Origin of the sequence: Bacillus sp. AR13-1, assembly GCF_008042285.1 — a bacterium.
Taxonomy (GTDB): Bacteria; Bacillota; Bacilli; order Bacillales; family Bacillaceae_G; genus Bacillus_A; species Bacillus_A mycoides.
In genome coordinates, this window is sequence record NZ_QNUA01000018.1 from 41,498 (window position 1) to 60,907 (window position 19,410).

At 35.1% G+C, this 19,410-nt stretch carries 22 protein-coding genes, 1 riboswitch and 1 other annotated feature; of the genes, 7 read left to right on the forward strand and 15 right to left on the reverse strand.

All coding sequences use genetic code 11. The features are described from left to right. Positions 1-106 precede the first annotated feature (106 nt). The 3 genes from DN408_RS14765 (at position 107) to DN408_RS14775 (ending at position 2,655) form a co-directional block, all read left to right on the forward strand. Positions 107-727, forward strand: a complete 621-nt coding sequence (locus DN408_RS14765) for a DUF47 domain-containing protein (protein ID WP_000231445.1) — start codon at positions 107-109, stop codon at positions 725-727. An 11-nt stretch (positions 728-738) separates the two neighbouring features. Continuing rightward, a complete protein-coding gene (locus DN408_RS14770) occupies positions 739-1,737 on the forward strand; it encodes an inorganic phosphate transporter (RefSeq protein ID WP_002126356.1) in 999 nt (332 codons plus the stop codon). 117 nt (positions 1,738-1,854) lie between these two features. Beyond that, positions 1,855-2,655, forward strand: coding sequence for a sulfite exporter TauE/SafE family protein (locus DN408_RS14775; protein WP_078421980.1), 801 nt, complete (start codon positions 1,855-1,857; stop codon positions 2,653-2,655). A gap of 293 nt (positions 2,656-2,948) precedes the next feature. Here DN408_RS14775 and DN408_RS14780 read toward each other — a convergent pair whose 3' ends face one another. After that, positions 2,949-3,176 carry a hypothetical protein gene (locus DN408_RS14780; protein ID WP_000883004.1) on the reverse strand — a complete coding sequence of 76 codons (228 nt, stop codon included), beginning with the start codon at positions 3,174-3,176 and terminating at the stop codon, positions 2,949-2,951. A gap of 170 nt (positions 3,177-3,346) precedes the next feature. Here DN408_RS14780 and DN408_RS14785 point away from each other — a divergent pair, with 170 nt between their 5' ends. Continuing rightward, a complete protein-coding gene (locus DN408_RS14785; RefSeq protein ID WP_002086692.1) occupies positions 3,347-3,859 on the forward strand; it encodes a Crp/Fnr family transcriptional regulator in 513 nt (170 codons plus the stop codon). Positions 3,860-3,888: 29 nt separating this feature from the next. Here the strand turns inward: DN408_RS14785 and hmpA are convergent, their stop codons facing one another. From hmpA to DN408_RS14800, 3 genes are all read right to left on the reverse strand, one after another. After that, positions 3,889-5,097: an NO-inducible flavohemoprotein gene (gene hmpA, locus DN408_RS14790; protein ID WP_078177935.1), complete on the reverse strand. Its 1,209-nt coding sequence runs from the start codon at positions 5,095-5,097 to the stop codon at positions 3,889-3,891. Between the two features lie 223 nt (positions 5,098-5,320). Then, a complete protein-coding gene (locus tag DN408_RS14795; protein WP_147740224.1) occupies positions 5,321-5,839 on the reverse strand; it encodes a hypothetical protein in 519 nt (172 codons plus the stop codon). 114 nt (positions 5,840-5,953) lie between these two features. Further along, positions 5,954-7,051, reverse strand: coding sequence for a site-2 protease family protein (locus DN408_RS14800; RefSeq protein WP_002186315.1), 1,098 nt, complete (start codon positions 7,049-7,051; stop codon positions 5,954-5,956). Between the two features lie 152 nt (positions 7,052-7,203). On the opposite strand from DN408_RS14800, the gene DN408_RS14805 reads away from it, so the two are divergent. After that, positions 7,204-7,401: a hypothetical protein gene (locus tag DN408_RS14805; RefSeq protein ID WP_000776287.1), complete on the forward strand. Its 198-nt coding sequence runs from the start codon at positions 7,204-7,206 to the stop codon at positions 7,399-7,401. Between the two features lie 183 nt (positions 7,402-7,584). Here the strand turns inward: DN408_RS14805 and DN408_RS14815 are convergent, their stop codons facing one another. Continuing rightward, positions 7,585-8,436, reverse strand: a complete 852-nt coding sequence (locus DN408_RS14815; RefSeq protein ID WP_147740225.1) for a YhfM domain-containing protein — start codon at positions 8,434-8,436, stop codon at positions 7,585-7,587. A 108-nt stretch (positions 8,437-8,544) separates the two neighbouring features. Here DN408_RS14815 and DN408_RS14820 point away from each other — a divergent pair, with 108 nt between their 5' ends. Next, on the forward strand, positions 8,545-9,321 hold the full coding sequence (locus DN408_RS14820) for a class I SAM-dependent methyltransferase (protein WP_002126342.1): 777 nt from the start codon (positions 8,545-8,547) through the stop codon (positions 9,319-9,321). 39 nt (positions 9,322-9,360) lie between these two features. On the opposite strand, the gene DN408_RS14825 is transcribed toward DN408_RS14820, so the two are convergent. Beyond that, a complete protein-coding gene (locus DN408_RS14825) occupies positions 9,361-9,570 on the reverse strand; it encodes a hypothetical protein (protein WP_000880630.1) in 210 nt (69 codons plus the stop codon). A gap of 262 nt (positions 9,571-9,832) precedes the next feature. Continuing rightward, positions 9,833-10,091 (forward strand) — a binding site (T-box leader). A gap of 58 nt (positions 10,092-10,149) precedes the next feature. Between DN408_RS14825 and brnQ3 the strand changes: the two genes are divergently transcribed. Beyond that, the gene (gene brnQ3, locus DN408_RS14830; RefSeq protein ID WP_002126341.1) at positions 10,150-11,505 is read left to right on the forward strand and encodes a branched-chain amino acid transport system II carrier protein BrnQ3; all 1,356 of its coding nucleotides are present in this window, start codon (positions 10,150-10,152) and stop codon (positions 11,503-11,505) included. 24 nt (positions 11,506-11,529) lie between these two features. Here brnQ3 and DN408_RS14835 read toward each other — a convergent pair whose 3' ends face one another. From DN408_RS14835 to gltP, 9 genes are all read right to left on the reverse strand, one after another. Further along, a complete protein-coding gene (locus DN408_RS14835; RefSeq protein ID WP_139211963.1) occupies positions 11,530-11,886 on the reverse strand; it encodes a DUF3992 domain-containing protein in 357 nt (118 codons plus the stop codon). Positions 11,887-11,896: 10 nt separating this feature from the next. Beyond that, complete coding sequence (locus DN408_RS14840) at positions 11,897-12,529, reverse strand: response regulator (protein WP_000598709.1); 633 nt, start codon at positions 12,527-12,529, stop codon at positions 11,897-11,899. Next, positions 12,526-13,581, reverse strand: a complete 1,056-nt coding sequence (locus tag DN408_RS14845; RefSeq protein WP_002011673.1) for a sensor histidine kinase — start codon at positions 13,579-13,581, stop codon at positions 12,526-12,528. Before DN408_RS14845 ends, DN408_RS14840 begins: the two co-directional genes overlap by 4 nt. Next, entirely contained in the window at positions 13,581-14,321 is a 741-nt protein-coding gene (gene liaF / locus DN408_RS14850) for a cell wall-active antibiotics response protein LiaF (protein ID WP_147740226.1), read from the reverse strand. Before liaF ends, DN408_RS14845 begins: the two co-directional genes overlap by 1 nt. 106 nt (positions 14,322-14,427) lie before the next feature. Beyond that, the gene (locus DN408_RS14855) at positions 14,428-15,090 is read right to left on the reverse strand and encodes a PspA/IM30 family protein (protein WP_002011675.1); all 663 of its coding nucleotides are present in this window, start codon (positions 15,088-15,090) and stop codon (positions 14,428-14,430) included. Between the two features lie 44 nt (positions 15,091-15,134). Further along, the gene (locus DN408_RS14860) at positions 15,135-15,491 is read right to left on the reverse strand and encodes a lmo0954 family membrane protein (protein WP_002011676.1); all 357 of its coding nucleotides are present in this window, start codon (positions 15,489-15,491) and stop codon (positions 15,135-15,137) included. Positions 15,492-15,720: 229 nt separating this feature from the next. Beyond that, positions 15,721-17,037: a Na+/H+ antiporter NhaC family protein gene (locus tag DN408_RS14865; protein WP_147740227.1), complete on the reverse strand. Its 1,317-nt coding sequence runs from the start codon at positions 17,035-17,037 to the stop codon at positions 15,721-15,723. A 94-nt stretch (positions 17,038-17,131) separates the two neighbouring features. Beyond that, a riboswitch (SAM riboswitch) is annotated at positions 17,132-17,237 on the reverse strand. Between the two features lie 120 nt (positions 17,238-17,357). Next, the gene (locus tag DN408_RS14870; protein ID WP_002168807.1) at positions 17,358-17,876 is read right to left on the reverse strand and encodes a ribonuclease FAU-1 family protein; all 519 of its coding nucleotides are present in this window, start codon (positions 17,874-17,876) and stop codon (positions 17,358-17,360) included. A 68-nt stretch (positions 17,877-17,944) separates the two neighbouring features. Continuing rightward, complete coding sequence (gene gltP, locus DN408_RS14875; protein ID WP_002126331.1) at positions 17,945-19,219, reverse strand: glutamate/aspartate:proton symporter GltP; 1,275 nt, start codon at positions 19,217-19,219, stop codon at positions 17,945-17,947. Between the last annotated feature and the right edge of the window lie 191 nt (positions 19,220-19,410).

Genomic DNA, 19,410 nt, shown 5'->3' on the forward strand with positions numbered 1-19,410 from the left:
AGTTTTTGTAAACTTTTCGATAAAATGTTTTAAAAAACGACAGTTTTTTGTTAGAATTGATTAGCCAATATATTTTACATATATTACTTTTGTGGGGGTAACAATAATGGTCTTTAAATCAAAAAAAGATAAATTTTCTGAAATGCTTATGAACGTTTCCGAAAATTTAAAAGAAGGCGCGCAGTTTTTCGTGGAGTATAAAATTAAAAATGCTAGCGATTTAAAAGAGTTTTCTATGCGCATGAAAGAGTATGAGTCAAAAGGTGACTCATTCATTCACGAAATCATTATGGAGCTAAACAAAGCGTTTATTACTCCTATTGAACGTGAAGACATCCTACAACTTGCAATGAGTATGGATGATGTATTAGACGGATTAGATCACAGTGCTGGTCTATTCGAAATGTATTCTATTACAGAAGCTGATGAATACATGATTAAATTCGTTGAAGCAATTAATCAATGTGCGATTGAGATTGCAAATTCTGTTGAACTACTTTCTAAAAAGAAATTAGTCGATATTCGTACAAATGCGATCAAGATTAAGGATTACGAGTCACAATGTGATGATATTCGCCGTCATGCGATTAAGCACTTATTCTCTCGTGAGAAAGATCCGATTAAGATTATTCAATTTAAAGAGATTTACGAAGAGCTTGAAGAAGTAGCTGATAGCTGTCAAAGCGTTGCAAACGTATTAGAAACAATCATTATGAAGAACGCGTAAGGAGTTTGATCATGGATACACTCTTGATACTGACCGTTTTAGTAGTCATTTGCGCTTTAGCTTTTGACTTTATCAATGGATTTCACGATACAGCAAACGCTATTGCAACGGCTGTTTCAACGAAAGCTCTAAAGCCTAGACATGCAATTGTTATGGCAGCTATTATGAACTTTTTAGGTGCGATGACATTTACAGGTGTAGCAAAAACGATTACAAAAGATATTGTTGACCCGTTTGCTTTGCAAAATGGTTCTCTTGTAATTTTAGCTGCTTTGCTTGCGGCAATAGTCTGGAATTTGATCACTTGGTACTATGGCATTCCAAGTAGTTCTTCGCATGCAATCATTGGCGCAATCGCTGGTGCAGCAATTGCTGCTGCTGGTATTAGCTCATTAAACTATAAAGGGTTTATAAAAATTCTTGAAGCTTTAATCATTTCACCGATCATCGCTTTTGTTATTGGTTACATCGTATATAGTATTTTTAAAGTGGTATTTAAAAACTTTAACTTAACGAAAACGAACAAGAACTTCCGTATATTCCAGATTTTCACCGCTGCATTGCAAGCTTATACGCACGGTACGAATGATGCACAAAAAGCAATGGGAATCATTACGATGGCTCTTATGGCCAATAACTATCATACTTCTGGCGATATCCCTTTCTGGGTACAATTATCTTGTGCAATCGCAATGGGTCTTGGTACTTCTGTCGGTGGTTGGAAAATTATTAAAACTGTCGGTGGACAAATTATGAAAATTCGTCCTGTAAATGGTGTAGCTGCCGATTTATCATCATCACTTGTTATTTTCGGCGCAACATTTATTCACTTACCGGTTAGTACGACGCACGTTATCTCTTCTTCTATTTTAGGAGTTGGTGCTTCACATCGCGTGAAAGGTGTAAAATGGGGAACTGCAAAACGCATGTTAATTACATGGGTTATTACACTTCCTATTTCAGCTTCTTTAGCTGCATTATTTTACTACTTATTACACTTAATCTTTTAATCAAAAGTCGTCTTCCTTATTTTTCTAGGAAGACGACTTTTTTGTGAACAAGCCTATTTCTTATTAAAAAGCGTGTATAATGATTGATGGATAAGTTATATAGAGGAGTTGGCAATTTTGGAATACATCATGTTACTTTTCATCGGATTAATCGCCGGGACAGTCGGGAGCCTAGTCGGACTTGGAGGCGGAATTATTATCGTTCCGTTATTAATTGGATTACACAGTTTATCACCACAACTCGCAGTAGGAACTTCTATGGTAACAGTCGTTTTTACAGGGCTGGCTTCTACCCTTACTTATATGAAACATAAACGGGTAGATTATAAAAGTGGACTTATTTTATTTATCGGGAGTGGCCCTGGTGGTATTATCGGATCATGGGCAAACAAATTTTTAAACCAAGATACATTTTCTTTATACTTTGGGATTTTTCTTATATTCGTCTCCATTCTTCTTATACTACGAGACAAATTGAAACCTCTTTCCCTATCAAATATGACTGTAATTAAGCGATCTTTTACAGATAACAAAGGAAATACTGTAGACTATCAATTCCCACCATTTCTCGCTATCTTTATTGCCTTTATAGTTGGATTTATATCCGGATTATTTGGAATCGGTGGTGGTGCCTTACTTGTGCCAGCGATGATGCTCCTTTTTGCGTTCCCAGCACACATTGCTGTAGCAACTTCAATGTTTATCGTATTTCTCTCAGCAATTGTAAGTTCTTTAACTCACATCTCTCTAGGAAATGTCAGCTGGGCTTATGCATTAATTCTTATTCCTGGTGCATGGATTGGCGGAAAAATCGGGGCTTATATTAACACAAAATTAAGCGGTAATGCAATAATTAATTTATTACGTATCACATTAATTATTCTTGGAACTAGATTAATCATTACTTCATTTTTATAACGCGTTCTTTCTAGAATGCGTTTTTTCTTATACACATGAATATAAAAAGGCTCCTAGGAGAACAAATAAAACTAAACAAACACTTAATAGCATAAAATTTGAAATATGTAATTTCTTCAAGTTGACCACTCCTATAGCTATGACTGTTATCTTTATGATAGCGAAAAAACAGTTATCTTACAGTTACAAAGCGCTAACAATGCAAAATCATTTATTACAAATTTTATCCTTATATTTCATTTCTTTGTATAATCTATCGATTCAATAAAAAAAGATGTCATATTGACATCTTTTTAGTGAAGAAGTGACCATCCCATAAAGTCTTCATGTACTTGGCACGCCCTCTTATCGTTTCGATCATATAATTCAGCATAACTATCTGTTTCTTCATCATAAGCCATCGTATAAATAATTTGGCCGTCTATTTCAACGGATAAAACGACTCCACCTTTCATCTCTTCTACATGAATGATAGCATTCGCCGGAATTCTCATATCCGTCATCTTCATCGCATCTAACAATATACTAAACCCCCTACAGCGTATTCATTGCTAGTACTATTACACACTAAATAGTATACTACTGTAATAGCATACATTTCGTCAATGAAATTGCTGTTTAAAAAGCATATTGTCTTTATACATATACGCTAAAATATAAGAAATAGAAATGTTTTAATGGGGGGCTAACATTGATTCTACATAAGGGAGATGTATTATTCCGTCAAGGTGAGGACGGTCCATTATATTTTATAAAAACAGGTTTATTAAAAGTGATTCGGTTAGAAGAAGACGGAACACCATTTTTATTTAATATTATCGTTCCTGGTGAAACGATACCTCACCATTCTTTAATTTCACCGAAGGAATATCACGGTACAGCTATCGCTTTAATGAAAACAGAAGTCGAGCCTATAATTAGCAATGAATGGTACGACAAACTTCAGGCAAATCCTGCATCATATGAAAATATCGCTATACAATTACAATCGAAGTTAAGAATGATGCAACAGCGTATCGATCAATTGACAACTGTCTCTCCTAAAGAGCGCCTTCATCGTTTACAAGAGTGGTTCACCTTTTATTTAGGTGACATCCCTATTTATGAAATATTAACACAAACTGAAATTGGTCAGCTCATAGGTGTACGCCGCGAAACAGTAAATCGCTTACTTAGAGAACAAGCGAAAAACGAGGTAAAATAATACCTCGTTTTTCGCTTGGCAACGTTAACCTATTGTAAGCTTGCTGCGGGACCGAAAAATTCATAATGAATGTTCTCTTGTTTAACACCCAAATCAATTAATGCTGCATTTATATGTTTCATAAATGGTACTGGACCGCAGAAATAAAATTCTGCTTCAGTTGTTGGAATAATAGTTTGTAACCATTCACGTTCAATGAATCCTTCTTGATCAAAATTCTTCATTTCCACATCTTGCTCTGTCGGTGAAGAATAGCAAGTATATGCTTTAACTTGTTCATACTCTTTTTCTACTGTCTCAACATGCTCTTTCATCGCATGTGTATTACTATTTATCGCTGCATGAACAAAGCATACATTACGCTTGGATTCTTGTTCAATTAACGTATTTAACATACTCATCATCGGTGTAATACCTACTCCACCACTAATTAGTACAACAGGTAATGTTGACTCCATATTTAATACGAAATCTCCCGCTGGTGCACTTACTGGTAAGACATCCCCTTCCCCTACATGATCATGTAAGTAATTAGATACTTTACCATCTGGTGTATCTACACCTTTTTCTTTCTTTACACTAATACGATAATATTCTTTTCCTGGAGCATCAGACAAGCTATATTGACGATTATGTGTATATGTCTCACCTTTAATATTTATTTGAATCGTTACATATTGTCCTGGGATGAATGAAGAAACTTTCCCGCCATCTTCAGGTTTTAAATAAAATGATGTAATAACGTCGCTTTCCTTCACTTTTTTAACAATCACAAAGTTGCGGAAATCTTTCCATCCACCTTCTTTATGTGCAGCTTCTTCATACATACCCGCTTCAATGCTAATGAATGCATCAGCAATGACGCCATACGCTTCTCCCCATGCATTTAAAACTTCATCAGGCGCGCCTGCGACCTCTTTAATCGCTCGTAGTAAGCATGTACCTACTATTGGATAATGCTCTGCTCTAATACCTAAACTTCTATGCTTATGACCGATTTGTTTTACAACTGGAATAATAGCTTCTAAATTATCAATGTACATTGCAGCTGCATAAACAGCATTTGCTAATGCTTGTTGTTGTCTTCCTTTTTTCTGGTTCGTATGGTTGAAAATATTCAATAACTCCGGATGTTCCGAAAATAAAATTTGATAAAATCTCGTTGTAATCTCAACGCCTTTTTCTTGTAATAACGGTACTGTTGACTTTACGATTTCAATTGTTTTTGCACTTAACATTGTATCCCACTCCTCTATTTCCTTAACTGTTTTTAGTTTAACTGAATTGTATAATACATATTGTGATTTTAATCACTATTAACATGGTGTTTTTGTGAAAAATATATGAACAATGCACATATTAAATAAATTTTAAATAGTGATGTGCTCCCATCCGCTACTAATTATTAGCCCCCATTAATTGTGCTCAAAAAAAAAGCTAACTAGAATTCTAGCTAGCCTACTACTTTGTTTGTATTGCTTGTTCAATTACTCTTATATTCTGCCCATCTCCAAACTCTGTATACCCCCATATATTCGTTTCACCTTTATGTTTATTCACAAGTATATCCAAGTCATGATATACGCGATGAGCATAGATTACATACTCAATATTCTGAAGCTCCACACCTTTTTTTACAATTTCATAACTTCTATTCACATCGCGTTTTATTTTTTCATTTTTTATTTCTTTATGTATATTTTTTAAAGAGGCTTCTTGCTCTTGAAACCATTGTTTAAAATGTTTCCAATCCCCATCTGTATATTTCTCTGCCTTGCCATAATTCAAGAAATTATTATAACTTTCATGTGTCGTACGAACAAAATCGAGTGTCTTCTTCTTCTCTTGCACCTCTTCTATTTGTGCTACTGTATTTACTCCAGCAGACTTATTCGCATAATATAATAGTACTTTCATAAGACTATAGCTCGCTATTGCCATCACAGTAATAGTTACCAATACACTTAACAATTTCTTCATATACAGAACCCCTTTTCTACTATGAATATTACAATGTACTGTTACACTTGTAACATTCTCTCGTAGAAATGTAATTCCTGTTTAAATCCTCCTTTTCATTTCGACACTATTTTTCTACAAACTTCTCCTTGGTAAATGCTCTTGTAAAACAACATAACCTTCATAAGCTGTATAACCGAGTATAGCCATTAATCCGATATAACAAGCAAATACTGTCCATTTCGTTTTCGTATCGACTTTATAATAATTTTCTTGTTGTTCCTTTTCTGTTTCCCATTCATTTAATTTTCTTTCTGACATTTCAAATGCTTCTCTTATATGAATTGTATGCATTTCTTTTTCATCTTCATATGGGACATAATCAAGTGGCTCAAATTTTGGTAAAAGGTACTCTAGCACTTCAATCTTTTGAAGTTCTCCTGTTTTTAATTCTTTTTCACGTTCTCTTTGTCTTAATACATTCATTTCATGGTGAATCATATAAATCGTTCGATGCACCGCACCAGTTTCTTTTAATTCCTCTTCAAGCCTAGCAACATATCCTGTCATTCCATCGATTTTATATCCTAATTCCTTAATCGGCTCATCTCTCTTTATTACTCTATATAGTTCCATACAGCCGATAATAAAAATAAACCCTCCTAAAATACTCTTGAAGTAAATAGAATAGCCGAGTAGTAAAACTAGCCCTGCTCCCCAAATTTTCGTGCTTACAACTGAAATTATTCGTCCACCATCTAATGGAGAAACTGGAATTAAATTAAAGAAATTAATCATACTTCCAAGTAAAATAATAAGCGCCCAAAACGGCTCTTTCGTGATTATATACAGTGGGATCGCAGGTAAAAATGAAAGCAATCCGAAAAGAGGTCCCATATATGCAATGTAAGCTTCATCTTTTGCATTTTTCGGCATCTCTTTCATCCCAATAAGAGCTCCCATAAATGGTATGAAGATTGCTGGCGATGTTGGTATCCCTTTCTTTCTCGCTGCCCATAAATGCCCCATCTCATGTACAAACAATAAATATACGAGTGCTACCCCAAACTTCCAACCATATATGACTGCGTATGCACCAAGCGATAAAAACATACTAAATACTGTTGAAAATTTTGCTAACTTAAAAATTGCAAATACCCATTTTAACTTAGATAGTAAAAATAACCCTATTGCAACTATAACTCCCCATAATCCTTTTTTATTATTTTTCATATTCCTCTCCTTTATCTCGCTTTATTGAGCCATATACACTCATCAAAACTTATTCTTTTTCTCTATTATGACATATTTTTTTCTATTGTTAGAAATAATGTTTATTCCATCCATTTTTAGCCAAAAATAAAAATAAAAGGAGGTAAATACAAATGAAATTACAATCTCTTATGATAGGCGCTCTATCGTTTTTAGCTTCAACTCTTATTTTTTATACCGTCAGCTACGTATTATTATTAGATTGGTTGCCAAATCACTTATTTATAGCCCTTATTATTCTTTCTGCTCTTATGATTTCCTTTCTAATTACACGAAAATCAATGAATGAGCCATCTGCAAAAGCAAAATAATAGAGGGGATCTTTCCCCTCTATTATCATTTCCTAGGAAAGGCCATATAGACTTTATGATTCTTACTGCCCGCTATTTACGGGCAGTAAGAATCCCACCTCAAAATTCGGCTGGAGCAAAGAATTTAGGTAGGATTCGTGCTAATAATCAGCGGGGGATGCCCCCACTGATTAAAATTTCACTTTATCTTTGTAAATTCATTTTTTCACCATACTCTTTAACAATTTGAATAATGTTTTGAAATGATCCTACTTTTTCTTTCTTACTATTTAATATTTGTAAATCGTGATTATCATAATAGGTTTCTAGTGATTTTAATTGTGATTCTGAAGCATCTTTTATCGGAACAGTAACATTCAACTCATACTGTTTATACCCTTCCTTTACTTTTTCAGCTGAAATTATTTCACTCTCTTTTGCGCCAATTAATTTTTGGACCTTTTCCGGGAAAATTAATTGCAAATAATATTCTTGTTCCTTTGCTAACTTATTATATAGTGATTGTGAAATCGTATAACGTACTGTATAATTCATTTTTTGATCACCAGCTTTAATATGAAACGCAGTAATCTGCATGTCTTTTTTTGTTACTTCCGTTAAAGTACCTACCTGCATCTCATCTTCTTTTTGTTCTGGAATCTTTGGAAAGATAGCCAAAAGCTTTTCCGTATCTTTTTCGTTAAGCATATACATATCTTTCTTATATTGAATCCATCCTCGGCGATCTTCTCCTCTTAACCATGCATAATATGTTTCTTTTTTTCCATCACTACTAATTTGTATTTCATATTCCGGTTCACCAAAACTACCCGTTACTTCTTGTTTTTCCGCTTTGTTTATAATATCCACCACCAACTCCGCATCCATTTTCTTTAAATTTTTTTCTTCTTTACCTTTTTGCATAACAGTTACTTGTAATGGTTCTCTCATTTCATTCACTGTCTCCTCTACTTGTTCCGGTTCTTTCTTTTGCTCGGATTGACCACACGACGCGAGTAAAATAACACATAAAAACATTAAATATTTCCCTTTCAAATCGATTCTCCTTTTCCAATAAGAAATTCTTATAATCCTCATGCATAAAACAAAAACGTTACATTATATAGAATGAGCTATACTATAAACTGAAGGGAGGATTTTACAATGTCCATTAATTTTCATGATGCAAATAATAAGTATACGTATGCAAATCGTAACGCACATATTTCATGGCAGGAAACAATAAACAATATTGTAGATGTGCAAAATAAACAAGTAATTGATATAGGTTGTGGTGGCGGCATTTACACGAAAGAACTTGCTCTTATGGGAGCCAAAAGTGTTGTTGGGCTTGATTTTTCAAAAGAAATATTACAAGCTGCAAAAGAAAATTGTAATGCCTTCCCAAACATTTCATTCATTCACGGTGATGCACATAATATCTCATTCCCTAATGAAACATTCGACCTTGTCATTTCTCGTGCAGTCATTCATCATTTGCATGATATTCCCACATTTATACGAGAGGCTTCTCGTATATTAAAAAAAGACGGTCTACTTATTTTACAAGACCGGACCATTGAAGATTGTATAATCCCAGGAAGTCCTGAACACCTTCGTGGATATTTTTTCTCGGTCTTTCCAAAACTCATTGAAACAGAAGCGCAAAGAAGACCAAAAACCACTACTATACAGCAATTATTACAAACATATCCTCTTCAAGCGCTCCCCATTCAAACACAATGGGAAGTACGAAAAGTACATGATTCTGTAGAGGCTTTGCTACAAGATTTATCTCCTCGAACAGGCCGATCCATTCTATATGAACTAACAGATAATGAACTTTCTCAACTTCTACATCATATCCAAACGGCATTACAAAACGTCTCTCCTATCATCGAAAGAGATCGTTGGACAATTTGGAGCGCGAAAAAATTGTAAGGAAGGAAGCCTCACAAAATAATGTGAGGCTTCCTTCTTTCATAATCTAATTTTGCAACACTCTTGATATCCTCCACTCCTGGCCTGTGCACTTCCACACTTCGGACATACTAAATATCTAGACTGATTTGTCAACAAACTACCTTTTTGAAAGAGTAAAACTTCTGCTTGTTTAAACGAACGCGAATAATATAACCACATAAAACCAATTATAGCAATAATGCCAAATAATACTCCCATCGCAAGCATTTCAGTCACCTCTTTTGGTTTGTTCTTTCCAGCAAGTGGATTGTTGTATTATTCTCTGCAAATTCAAACAATTCCTTCCTTACTCCTATAAATATCGATTTTCTCCATAAACTTTACAATTCTCTATAATGTTTTACAGCATTTTTACAAATAGTATTAACCCTTATATTCTCAGCTATATTTCTACAGGAAAGTGTATTTCCCAAAAAATATGTTGACTTTCTAAAAAAAACATGTAAAAATGTTGTCAGAATACTTGAATAAAAATTCATTGACGAGAACGAGTATGTTATAGAGCTGTTCCCCAGAGAGTTGGTATTTTGCTGAAAGCCAACGCTCAGTTCGTAACCGAAAATCATCTCCGAGAAGTAGAACCGAATGCTAAAGTAAGTTCTTACCGGTCGTCCCCCGTTACAAGGAACACGTATCATGTTGTACGTTGTAAAGCCGTATACATATAGATATATTTCTACATGTATAAATTAGGGTGGTATCGCGGGTAAATATAACTCGTCCCTTTCTTAAGGGACGAGTTTTTTGTGTTCTTACAATGAATTTACAAAAAGGAGAAAAAAAACAATGAACACTGTATCAAAAAAACATGTTTTTTTCACAGGTCTTATGCTGTTTTCTTTATTTTTTGGAGCAGGAAATTTAATTTTCCCTCCAATGCTTGGACAAAATGCTGGTGAAAACTTTTGGCCAGCAATGATTGGTTTTTTACTAACAGGAGTCGGCTTACCACTACTTACTGTTATCGCTATTTCTCTATCAGGAAATGGAATGCAACAACTTGCAAGTCATGTTCACCCATTATTCGGAATATTCTTTACGGTAGTTGTATACATTGCAATCGGTCCATCTATGGGCATCCCACGTGTTGCTAATGTCGCTTATGAAATGGGAATTAGTTCTTTCTTACCAGAAACTATTCGCTCTAGCAGCCTAACGCTATTTTTATACACAGTCATCTTCTTTGCTATCGTATTTTGGCTTAGTTTAAATCCTTCTAAACTCGTCGATCGTATCGGAAGCGTATTAACACCTATTTTATTACTCTCTATTTTCTTATTATTCTTTAAGAGTGTATTTTCACCACTTGGGCAATCAGGACCAGCAATGCAAGAGTATCAAACTTCTCCAGTTTTCAAAGGTTTTATGGAAGGATACTTAACGATGGATACCATTTCAGCGCTTGCATTTGGAATTATCGTTGTAAATGCAATTCGCTCAAAAGGTGTGAATGACCGCAAATCAATTGCCATCGCAACAGCAAAAGCAGGACTTATTGCCGCTACTGGTCTCGTACTTGTATATGGTGCACTTGGCTGGCTCGGTACAACTAGTGTCTCTCTCGGATACGCAACAAACGGCGGACAGCTACTTACCGTTATCGTACAACAATTACTCGGTCCATATGGTCTAATTCTATTATCTCTTATCGTTACACTCGCTTGCTTAACAACATGTATTGGACTTGTATCTGCATGCAGTCAATACTTCTCAACATTATTAACGAAATTTTCATACACAACGTTAGCAAGTGTCATTTGCACATTAGGATTATTAGTTGCCAACTTAGGTTTAACAAAAATTATCGCAATCTCTGTTCCTATTTTACTTGTTGTATATCCAATTGCGATTGTACTCGTATTACTATCATTACTTCATAAATATTTCGGTGGATATCGTTCTGTTTATGTAGGTGCGTTAATTGGATCTGCAATTGTGAGCGTATTTGATGGATTAAAACAAGGGAATATTCCTGTTTCATCTATCACATCTTATTTCGAGTTTATTCCATTATATAATGAAGGAATTGGCTGGTTAGTACCAGCATTAGTTGGGGCTATTATCGGTTTTGCTATCGCAAAATTAAGTGGCGCCAAAGCAGTACCATTAACGGATCATTCACCTGAATCGAAAGTATCATAAAAAAACTCCCATTTCGGGAGTTTTTTACATTTGATAAGAAGTATGATTAAAGCTACTTACTTTATAAGCTTTCATATAGTAATCAATATTCGTATCCACTGTTTCTACTTTTACAACATCATAGCAATCTTCTTGCTTCACTAGAAATAAATAATATTCTTCTGTCGCCTCAATAATTGCAATACGATCTGTTTCAATATCATATTGTTCACAAAGTGCTTGCAACGCATTCACATAGTTACCTAATTTTTTCGTTTCATCCATTCCAAATATCGTTTGAACTAACATACACTCTCTCCCCTTTGTATGTACTGTTAACACCTTAATGATAACGCTTACATAAATAACCGTCAATAAAAAGCTTTGACCATATATAGTCAAAGCTTCCTTCTTATTTCGTCAATTGGTGTCTAAACGCATAAATAACCGCCTGTGTCCGGTCACTTACATTTAGCTTATTTAATATATTACTCACATGTGTCTTTACTGTTTTAAGGGCAATAAACAACTCATCTGCAATCTCTTGATTACTTTTCCCCTCTGCAATTAATAACAAAATTTCAGACTCTCTTTCTGTTAACTCCTCATGCAAAGGTTGTTCTTTCTTCTGACGCATACGAGACATCATTTTGCCAGTAACTTTCGGCTCTAATACCGTTTCCCCATCATAAGTAGCTCTTACAGCATCTGCAATATCACTCGCTCTTGATGTTTTTAATAAATAACTTGTCGCCCCCGCCTCAATAACAGGATATAACTTTTCATCATCTAAAAAGCTCGTGACAACTACAATTTTCGCTTCTGGCCATTCTTGAATAATAGCACGTGTCGCTTCAACCCCATCCATCTCATCCATAACAAGGTCCATTAAAATAATATCCGGTCTTAATTGCAAAGCTAACTCTGAACCTTTTCTTCCATTTTCAGCTTCTCCAACTACTTCAATATCTGGCTGCGTTGATAAATATGCTGATACACCCATTCGAACCATTTCATGATCATCAACTAGTAATACTTTTATCATGATTCTCCCCCTCTCTCAATCATAATAGGTACTTTCACTTCTATTTGCGTACCTTTATTCGGAAAACTAAGAACTTTTAATGTACCACCAATTTCATGAACTCGCTCTTGCATTGACCTTAAACCGTATGAACCAGCCTTATTAACACCAACTTTAAACCCAACACCGTCATCAATAATTTTCAAAATCGCATATTGATCAATTTTCCGAAGGCGTACTTCGGTTTTCTTTGCCTTCGCATGCCGTAAAGTATTAGACAGCGCCTCTTGTACAATACGGAATAAATGATCCTCTACACCTTTTTTTAATTGGATCGGTTCAATTAACCATTCAATTTTCATATGTTGCTTTCTAGACAGTTCTGTTAATAATTCTTCTATACCCTCTGTTAGTTTCTTACCTTCTAACTGCACTGGGCGTAAATGAAGGAGCAAAGCTCTCATTTCTGATTGTGCATTTACAACCATATTCTCAACAAGCTGCAACTGTTTTTTCGTCGTGTCTGGAATTTCAGCTGCTTGCTCATTAATGGCTGACATCATCATCGACATTGCAAAAAGCTGCTGACTTACAGAATCATGTAGCTCTCTCGCTAATCGATGCCTTTCTTGAGAAATCGCTTCTTGTCTCATCTCTTCATTCCAATGGGCTCGTTCATTCGTTACTTTTTGAAATAGCCCAGCTTGCTCCTCTAAGCGACGAGCAAGACCAATTACTTTTCGTTCCACTTCATGAAATTCATCGTCCGCAGTAAATGAAACATCACTCGGAAAATTCCCTCGCTCTACTTCAAATAGAAAAGTATTTAATCCTTGTATACGCTGTTCTATATAATAACCGATTGCATATCCTACAATTCCTCCGATAAGAAGACTCGTACTCATAATAAACAAGCCAATTGGAACAGAAGCAATGGATTCTTTCCAAAGTAAATCATAAACTTGTTGCTCGCTTTTCCATACATATACAATTGTACAAATAAGTGCGATACTCACAGAGGACAACATAGAATAACGAATATACATCCACGAAATATTCCTTTGTTTTTTCATTATAATTTCCTCACTTCCGTATCGCCTACGACAAGCGAAGAAATAATTTTAATACGACGAGGGGCTTCTTTATACTGTTCTGTTCTAAACGTAACATTACGGTTAAATCCAGTTTCTTCGTGTCCTGGTAGGAGCACTCGCCCAACAATAACAGAATGATTTAAAGACAATTCAATATCATATGGTACATATAAGCGAATATTACCAATGACGCCCCGAATCACAATAACCGTTTCTCCCTCTGGAATCATAGCAGTTGTTAAATCAATCTCGACGTCACAAGCACCATATTGGACGTTAATATCCTCTATTTCATAAATATGATCCATCATTCGTACATTACCTACAAACATATTTTTTATATACGGTTCTGTACGATATATTTGTTTTTCTTCATTTATATATCCCTTTTCTTTAATTTCAACTTTCATTGCTTTTTGCCGATGTCCTTGTTGAATAAGTTGATAACCAATTAAAGCTAAACAAGCAAACACAACAAGTACGAATGCCGCTGATGAAAATAAGAAGAATAAGAAGACAATACCACCGACAAATAAAAATACATTCCCTCTTACATAACGGTTCTTCTTTCGATAATGTCTTCCAAACATAATCATAATAAATGCAAATATTAGACCACCTGGTTCAAAATGTCCAAGTATCATATCAAGAAAAAGACCGAATCCAAATATGATGAGGAGCATCCCCATAAATTGTGTTTTTGAAAATTGCTTCTTCATTTCAGCTCCCCCCTCCTTGTCACATATACATAGAAGAAAAGGCATTGCTTTCCAACACCTTTTCTCCTATCACTATATCATAAGCCTGTTTTATTATATACTACAATTATTTTGTTACTTCTTTCGTTAACGATACTTCATTTTTCTCTTTCATTTCACTCTCTAGTTTTGCAATTTTCATATCAAATGTATCACGCTCATGCTCTTCATTTATACGAAGCTCTATGTCACGAATGTGATCTTCAATTTCTTCGAATCGTAAGAACGGATTATTTTCATCCATTTTATGCATAGCAGTATTCATACGGCGGTTTGCATGCGCCATATTTTCACGTGCCATTAATTCCATACGCTTTGCGTTCATTTCTTTTAATTTATTTTTCATTTCTGAAAGACGACGCTCTAACTCATCAATTTGCTCTACAACACCAGCATACATTTCTTCTAAGCGAGTTACTTGCCCTTCATAATACGCTACTTCTTCTAATGCACGTTCATGCAATTGCAATTCGCCTGCTTCTTGTGCGATGATAGCTTGCTTTGATCTTTTATTAACGAAATAACGTGCTTGCTCAAGCTCACGAGCGAAGTTAGATTTTAATGTTTTATGACGCTGAATTAACTTCTCAATTTTTGTTATTTCACGCTCACTATCTCGTAAATATTGGTTTAACATAGCAATTGGATTTTTTCTTTCTTTCTCATCTAACACATTATGAAAATCAGCTAAAATTGCATCGCGTACACGTCCGAATAAAGATTGTTTCATTATAATCTTCCTCTCTTCTACTTTATAATTTGATTTATTTTATATTAGTTTTTCATTAACTTGTTCCACTCATCTTCAAAGTTGCTATATGGTTTAGCACTTTCTGGAGCAGAATCAACAACTACATTTTTTCCTTTTTTCCACTCACGGTATCCGTAGTATAAAACTACTAATGCTGCGATACCGATTAATGCTGGGGAATGAGAAAGTGCAATGGACAAACCGATTAAACCAACAATACCCCAAGCTAACTTTCCAAAGAATGATTTAGCTCGCACAAATGATTTATAGCTCCAGTACACAACTCCTGCTCCAATGGCGAATCCTACAATACCAGCAAGACTACCAAGAGCAATTAAAGCCAAAATACCGGCTGCGATAAACGCTAGAAATTGTTTCATCTTGTGCTTGCCTCCCTTCGATTTGATACTCTTATCTTAACTATTTTTTCATTTTTTCATAACGAGCTTAAGAACTGTTTTCGACTCAGACTTAAGACCGAGTTAAATTCAGCCTTTTGCAAAAATATGCGGTAGGATAGGATGATTCACTCTTTTATCGCACATAAAAAGCCGTACAGAGAACATTCTCTGTACGGCTTTCGTTACTATCCATAAACTTCATTTTAAATTATGCTGTTTTGTGATACTCTTTCTTTCCCGCTACTTTAGAAAACCTCGGGAAACCAATTAATATAGAAATGATTCCACATACTCCAACTAAGATTGGATAAAACGCATATGGTAACAATTCAATTGGAGATAACGCCGCAAATCCTGCTGCCGTTAACATTTGCGCACCATACGGAATTAATCCTTGCACACAGCATGAGAAAAGATCTAATACACTCGCTGATTTACGAGGGTCAATTTCATATTGATCTGCAATGTTTTTCGCAAGCGGACCTGTAAAGATAATAGAAATCGTATTATTCGCTGTACACATATTCGTCATACTCACTAAGCCAGCAATACCGAACTCTGCTCCTTTTTTTGAACGAATGTTACGCGTTAAAAGATTCATTAAATATTGAATGCCACCATTATATTGAATCAGTTCGACCATACCACCAATTAAAATGGCAAGTAACACTAACTCCATCATACCGCCCATTCCAGTCGTTACACTTTTAAAGAAACTCTCTAACGTATAACTTCCATCTATAAGACCGATAACACCAGATAGTACAGTTCCACCGGTTAATACAATAAGTACATTCCAGCCAAGTAGCGCTGTAACAAGTACACCTGCATATGGTAAAATCTTCACCCAATCAAATGTATGAGCTTTAATTTCTGTATCATTACCTAAAGTAATCATTACTAATAGTACAATTGTAATGACTGCAGCTGGCAATACAATTAAAAAATTCGTTTTAAACTTATCTTTCATTTCTGTTCCTTGCGAACGAACAGCAGCAATTGTCGTATCAGAAATAAATGATAAATTATCACCAAACATCGCTCCACCCACAACAGTAGCCATCGTAAGCGCAATTGAGATATCAGTTTGCCCACTAATACCTACAGCAATCGGTGCTAATGCAGCAATTGTTCCCATTGAAGTTCCCATCGCTAATGAAATAAATGCCCCTATAACAAAAATTCCAGCAACGATAAATCCTTGGGGTAAAATAGATAACGCTAAGTTAACAGTGGAATCAACTCCGCCCATTCCTTTTGCTGTTTCAGAAAACGCCCCTGCAAGTACAAAAATCAGAACCATGATCATAATATCAGGGTTTCCTGCACCTTTAGCAAATCGTTCTACTTTCACATTAAAGCTTTCCTTACGATTCATCACTAAAGCAATTCCTACAGCAATTGAAATTGCTACAAGTATCGGCAATTTATAGAAATCACCTGTAATAATTCCAGAACCAATAAATAGCGCCAAAAATACTCCAAGTGGTAATAAAGCTAAACCATTTCCTCTCGTTTCTTTCAAAGTATCATCTCTCCCTAGTTTTCAACCTTTTCTAATGAATAACAAAAGACCTCTTCCGATGAGAAGAGGTCTTATACATCTATAAGAAACGCTCTTCTCATCTTTCAAGCACACGCTTGCTGGATTTGGCACAGCACTCTGAAATCGAGTCCGCTGCCGAGGCATCGTAGGGCCAGTCCCTCCGCCTCTCTTTATAAGAAGGTTTCATATTTATTTTTTAATAATAATTTCTTTCCTAACTTTACTCGCTTACAAAACAAAAGTCAATTATTTTTTGTATAGATTTTTTTGGTAATTATGCAAAAATATGAATAAACCAATCATTTTAACTTTTCGATTTCTTTATCCAATATTGAGATCCAATAAAATTTTCTATTTTTTATCTTCGCGATAATCCATTTTGTTGTATTCCATGCTAACTCATATTCTTCTTTTGTAACATCACCAATTTTATAGGCATCCTCTAACTCGTCTTCATCCAGTACATAGATCTCACCGTTCGGTAACAATACTACATCTAAATATAAATCATCAAAATAAGGTAAACCACGCTCGTCTATTTTATATTCTTTCGTCACGTCGATATAATATTGCAGTAATTGTTTTTGATTGTCTAACATAGCTGTAATTGCAAAGTTTTCCCCGTTTATAAAATATTGCATCCATGTATACCCATCACCTGCAATGCAAAGCTGTTTACCATTGTATTCTTTATAACTAGGTTCTCTCACTTTTTTTATGTCCAGTATTCCTAACATTCCATCCTCTACTTGCTTAACCATATAATCCTTCTCTATTAGTCGCTTCCACGAAGAACCGTCACCATATTTACGTTTCATTACGTCCGCTCCTCTTCTATATATAGAAAAGCCCCCACATATTATGTGAGAGCTTGTTCATATTATAATTAAGCCGCTTGACCCTTTTCAGATATCTCTTTTAAATAGGCTTGTCCTTTTTCAGCGTCATATTGACCTTCCCACTTAGACATAACTACAGCCGCTAAAGAGTTACCTACAACGTTAACTGCTGTACGAGCCATATCAAGAATACGGTCAATACCTGCAATAAACGCTAAACCTTCAGCTGGAATACCTACTGTACCAAGTGTTGCTAATAATACAACGAATGATACGCCCGGTACACCCGCGATACCTTTTGATGTAACCATTAATACAAGTAATAACGTAATTTGTTGTGTAATGGATAATTCAATACCGTACATTTGCGCTAAGAAAATTGCCGCAATTGCTTGATATAAAGTTGATCCATCTAAGTTAAATGAATAACCTGTTGGAATAACGAAAGATGTAATTGCTTTCGGACAACCGAATTTCTCCATTTTCTCCATAATTTTCGGTAAAACCGTTTCTGAACTTGCTGTAGAATACGCTAAGATCAGCTCATCTTTTAAAATCTTAAAGAATTGGAAAATGTTTATTCCAAATATTTTCGCTGTAAGTCCTAATACAACTACAACGAAGAAGATCATTGCTCCGTATACTACAATGAGTAATTTCCCTAATGGAATTAATGAAGCTAATCCGAATGTAGAAACTGTAACACCAATTAATGCGAATACACCAAATGGTGCAAACTTCATAACTTGGTTCGTTACATAAAACATTGCATCTGCTACACCTTGGAAAAATTGTAGAACTGGTTTACCACGCTCACCAATTGCTGCTACACCTAAACCAAATAATACTGAGAAGAAGATAATAGCAAGCATATCACCTTCAGCTAATGATTTCATAATGTTCGTCGGAACAATATTTACAAACGTATCCGCGAACGAATGACTTTGTACTTGCTCTGTCGTAGCTGTATATTTTGAAATATCAGTCTTTGTTAATTGATCCATATCAACGCCTTTTCCAGGTTGGAAAATGTTCGCTATTAATAGACCAACAACAATTGCAAGTGTTGTAATAATTTCAAAGTAAATAATTGTTTTTCCGCCTAGTCGGCCTAACTTCTTAACATCGCCAACACCAGCAACCCCAACAACAATACTCGCTACAACAATCGGTACAACGATCATTTTAATTAATCGGATGAAAATATCACCAATTGGTTGTAAGTACTTCACCACTTCCGGATTGCCAAAGAAAATCGCCCCAACTGTAATACCAAGCGCAAGTCCTATTAAAATTTGCCATGCAAGTCCTATTCTTTTCATACTTGTGGTAACCCCCTCTTCGATGTGTCACTCTATCTCTCATTCTATCTCTATAAAACATGAAATTAAGAGTATTACATATTATTCGACAATTCACTACATTTTGTCCCTGTTAAAAATCATAAATCAAAATTTAAAATCTGACAACAAAATAAGTTTGCACGAATACAAATAATTTTCTTGACAAAAAC

Excerpts from the sequence above, each read along its gene's own strand:
- DN408_RS14765 (WP_000231445.1), top strand. The coding sequence starts at position 107 with ATGGTCTTTAAATCAAAAAAAGATAAATTTTCTGAAATGCTTATGAAC.
- DN408_RS14770 (WP_002126356.1), top strand. The coding sequence starts at position 739 with ATGGATACACTCTTGATACTGACCGTTTTAGTAGTCATTTGCGCTTTA.
- hmpA (WP_078177935.1), bottom strand. The coding sequence starts at position 5,097 with ATGTTAAGTGCAAAAACAATTGAAATCGTAAAGTCAACAGTACCGTTA.
- DN408_RS14795 (WP_147740224.1), bottom strand. The coding sequence starts at position 5,839 with ATGAAGAAATTGTTAAGTGTATTGGTAACTATTACTGTGATGGCAATA.
- DN408_RS14800 (WP_002186315.1), bottom strand. The coding sequence starts at position 7,051 with ATGAAAAATAATAAAAAAGGATTATGGGGAGTTATAGTTGCAATAGGG.
- DN408_RS14805 (WP_000776287.1), top strand. The coding sequence starts at position 7,204 with ATGAAATTACAATCTCTTATGATAGGCGCTCTATCGTTTTTAGCTTCA.
- DN408_RS14820 (WP_002126342.1), top strand. The coding sequence starts at position 8,545 with ATGTCCATTAATTTTCATGATGCAAATAATAAGTATACGTATGCAAAT.
- DN408_RS14825 (WP_000880630.1), bottom strand. The coding sequence starts at position 9,570 with ATGCTTGCGATGGGAGTATTATTTGGCATTATTGCTATAATTGGTTTT.
- brnQ3 (WP_002126341.1), top strand. The coding sequence starts at position 10,150 with ATGAACACTGTATCAAAAAAACATGTTTTTTTCACAGGTCTTATGCTG.
- DN408_RS14840 (WP_000598709.1), bottom strand. The coding sequence starts at position 12,529 with ATGATAAAAGTATTACTAGTTGATGATCATGAAATGGTTCGAATGGGT.
- DN408_RS14845 (WP_002011673.1), bottom strand. The coding sequence starts at position 13,581 with ATGAAAAAACAAAGGAATATTTCGTGGATGTATATTCGTTATTCTATG.
- liaF (WP_147740226.1), bottom strand. The coding sequence starts at position 14,321 with ATGAAGAAGCAATTTTCAAAAACACAATTTATGGGGATGCTCCTCATC.
- DN408_RS14855 (WP_002011675.1), bottom strand. The coding sequence starts at position 15,090 with ATGAAACAATCTTTATTCGGACGTGTACGCGATGCAATTTTAGCTGAT.
- DN408_RS14860 (WP_002011676.1), bottom strand. The coding sequence starts at position 15,491 with ATGAAACAATTTCTAGCGTTTATCGCAGCCGGTATTTTGGCTTTAATT.
- DN408_RS14870 (WP_002168807.1), bottom strand. The coding sequence starts at position 17,876 with ATGAAACGTAAATATGGTGACGGTTCTTCGTGGAAGCGACTAATAGAG.
- gltP (WP_002126331.1), bottom strand. The coding sequence starts at position 19,219 with ATGAAAAGAATAGGACTTGCATGGCAAATTTTAATAGGACTTGCGCTT.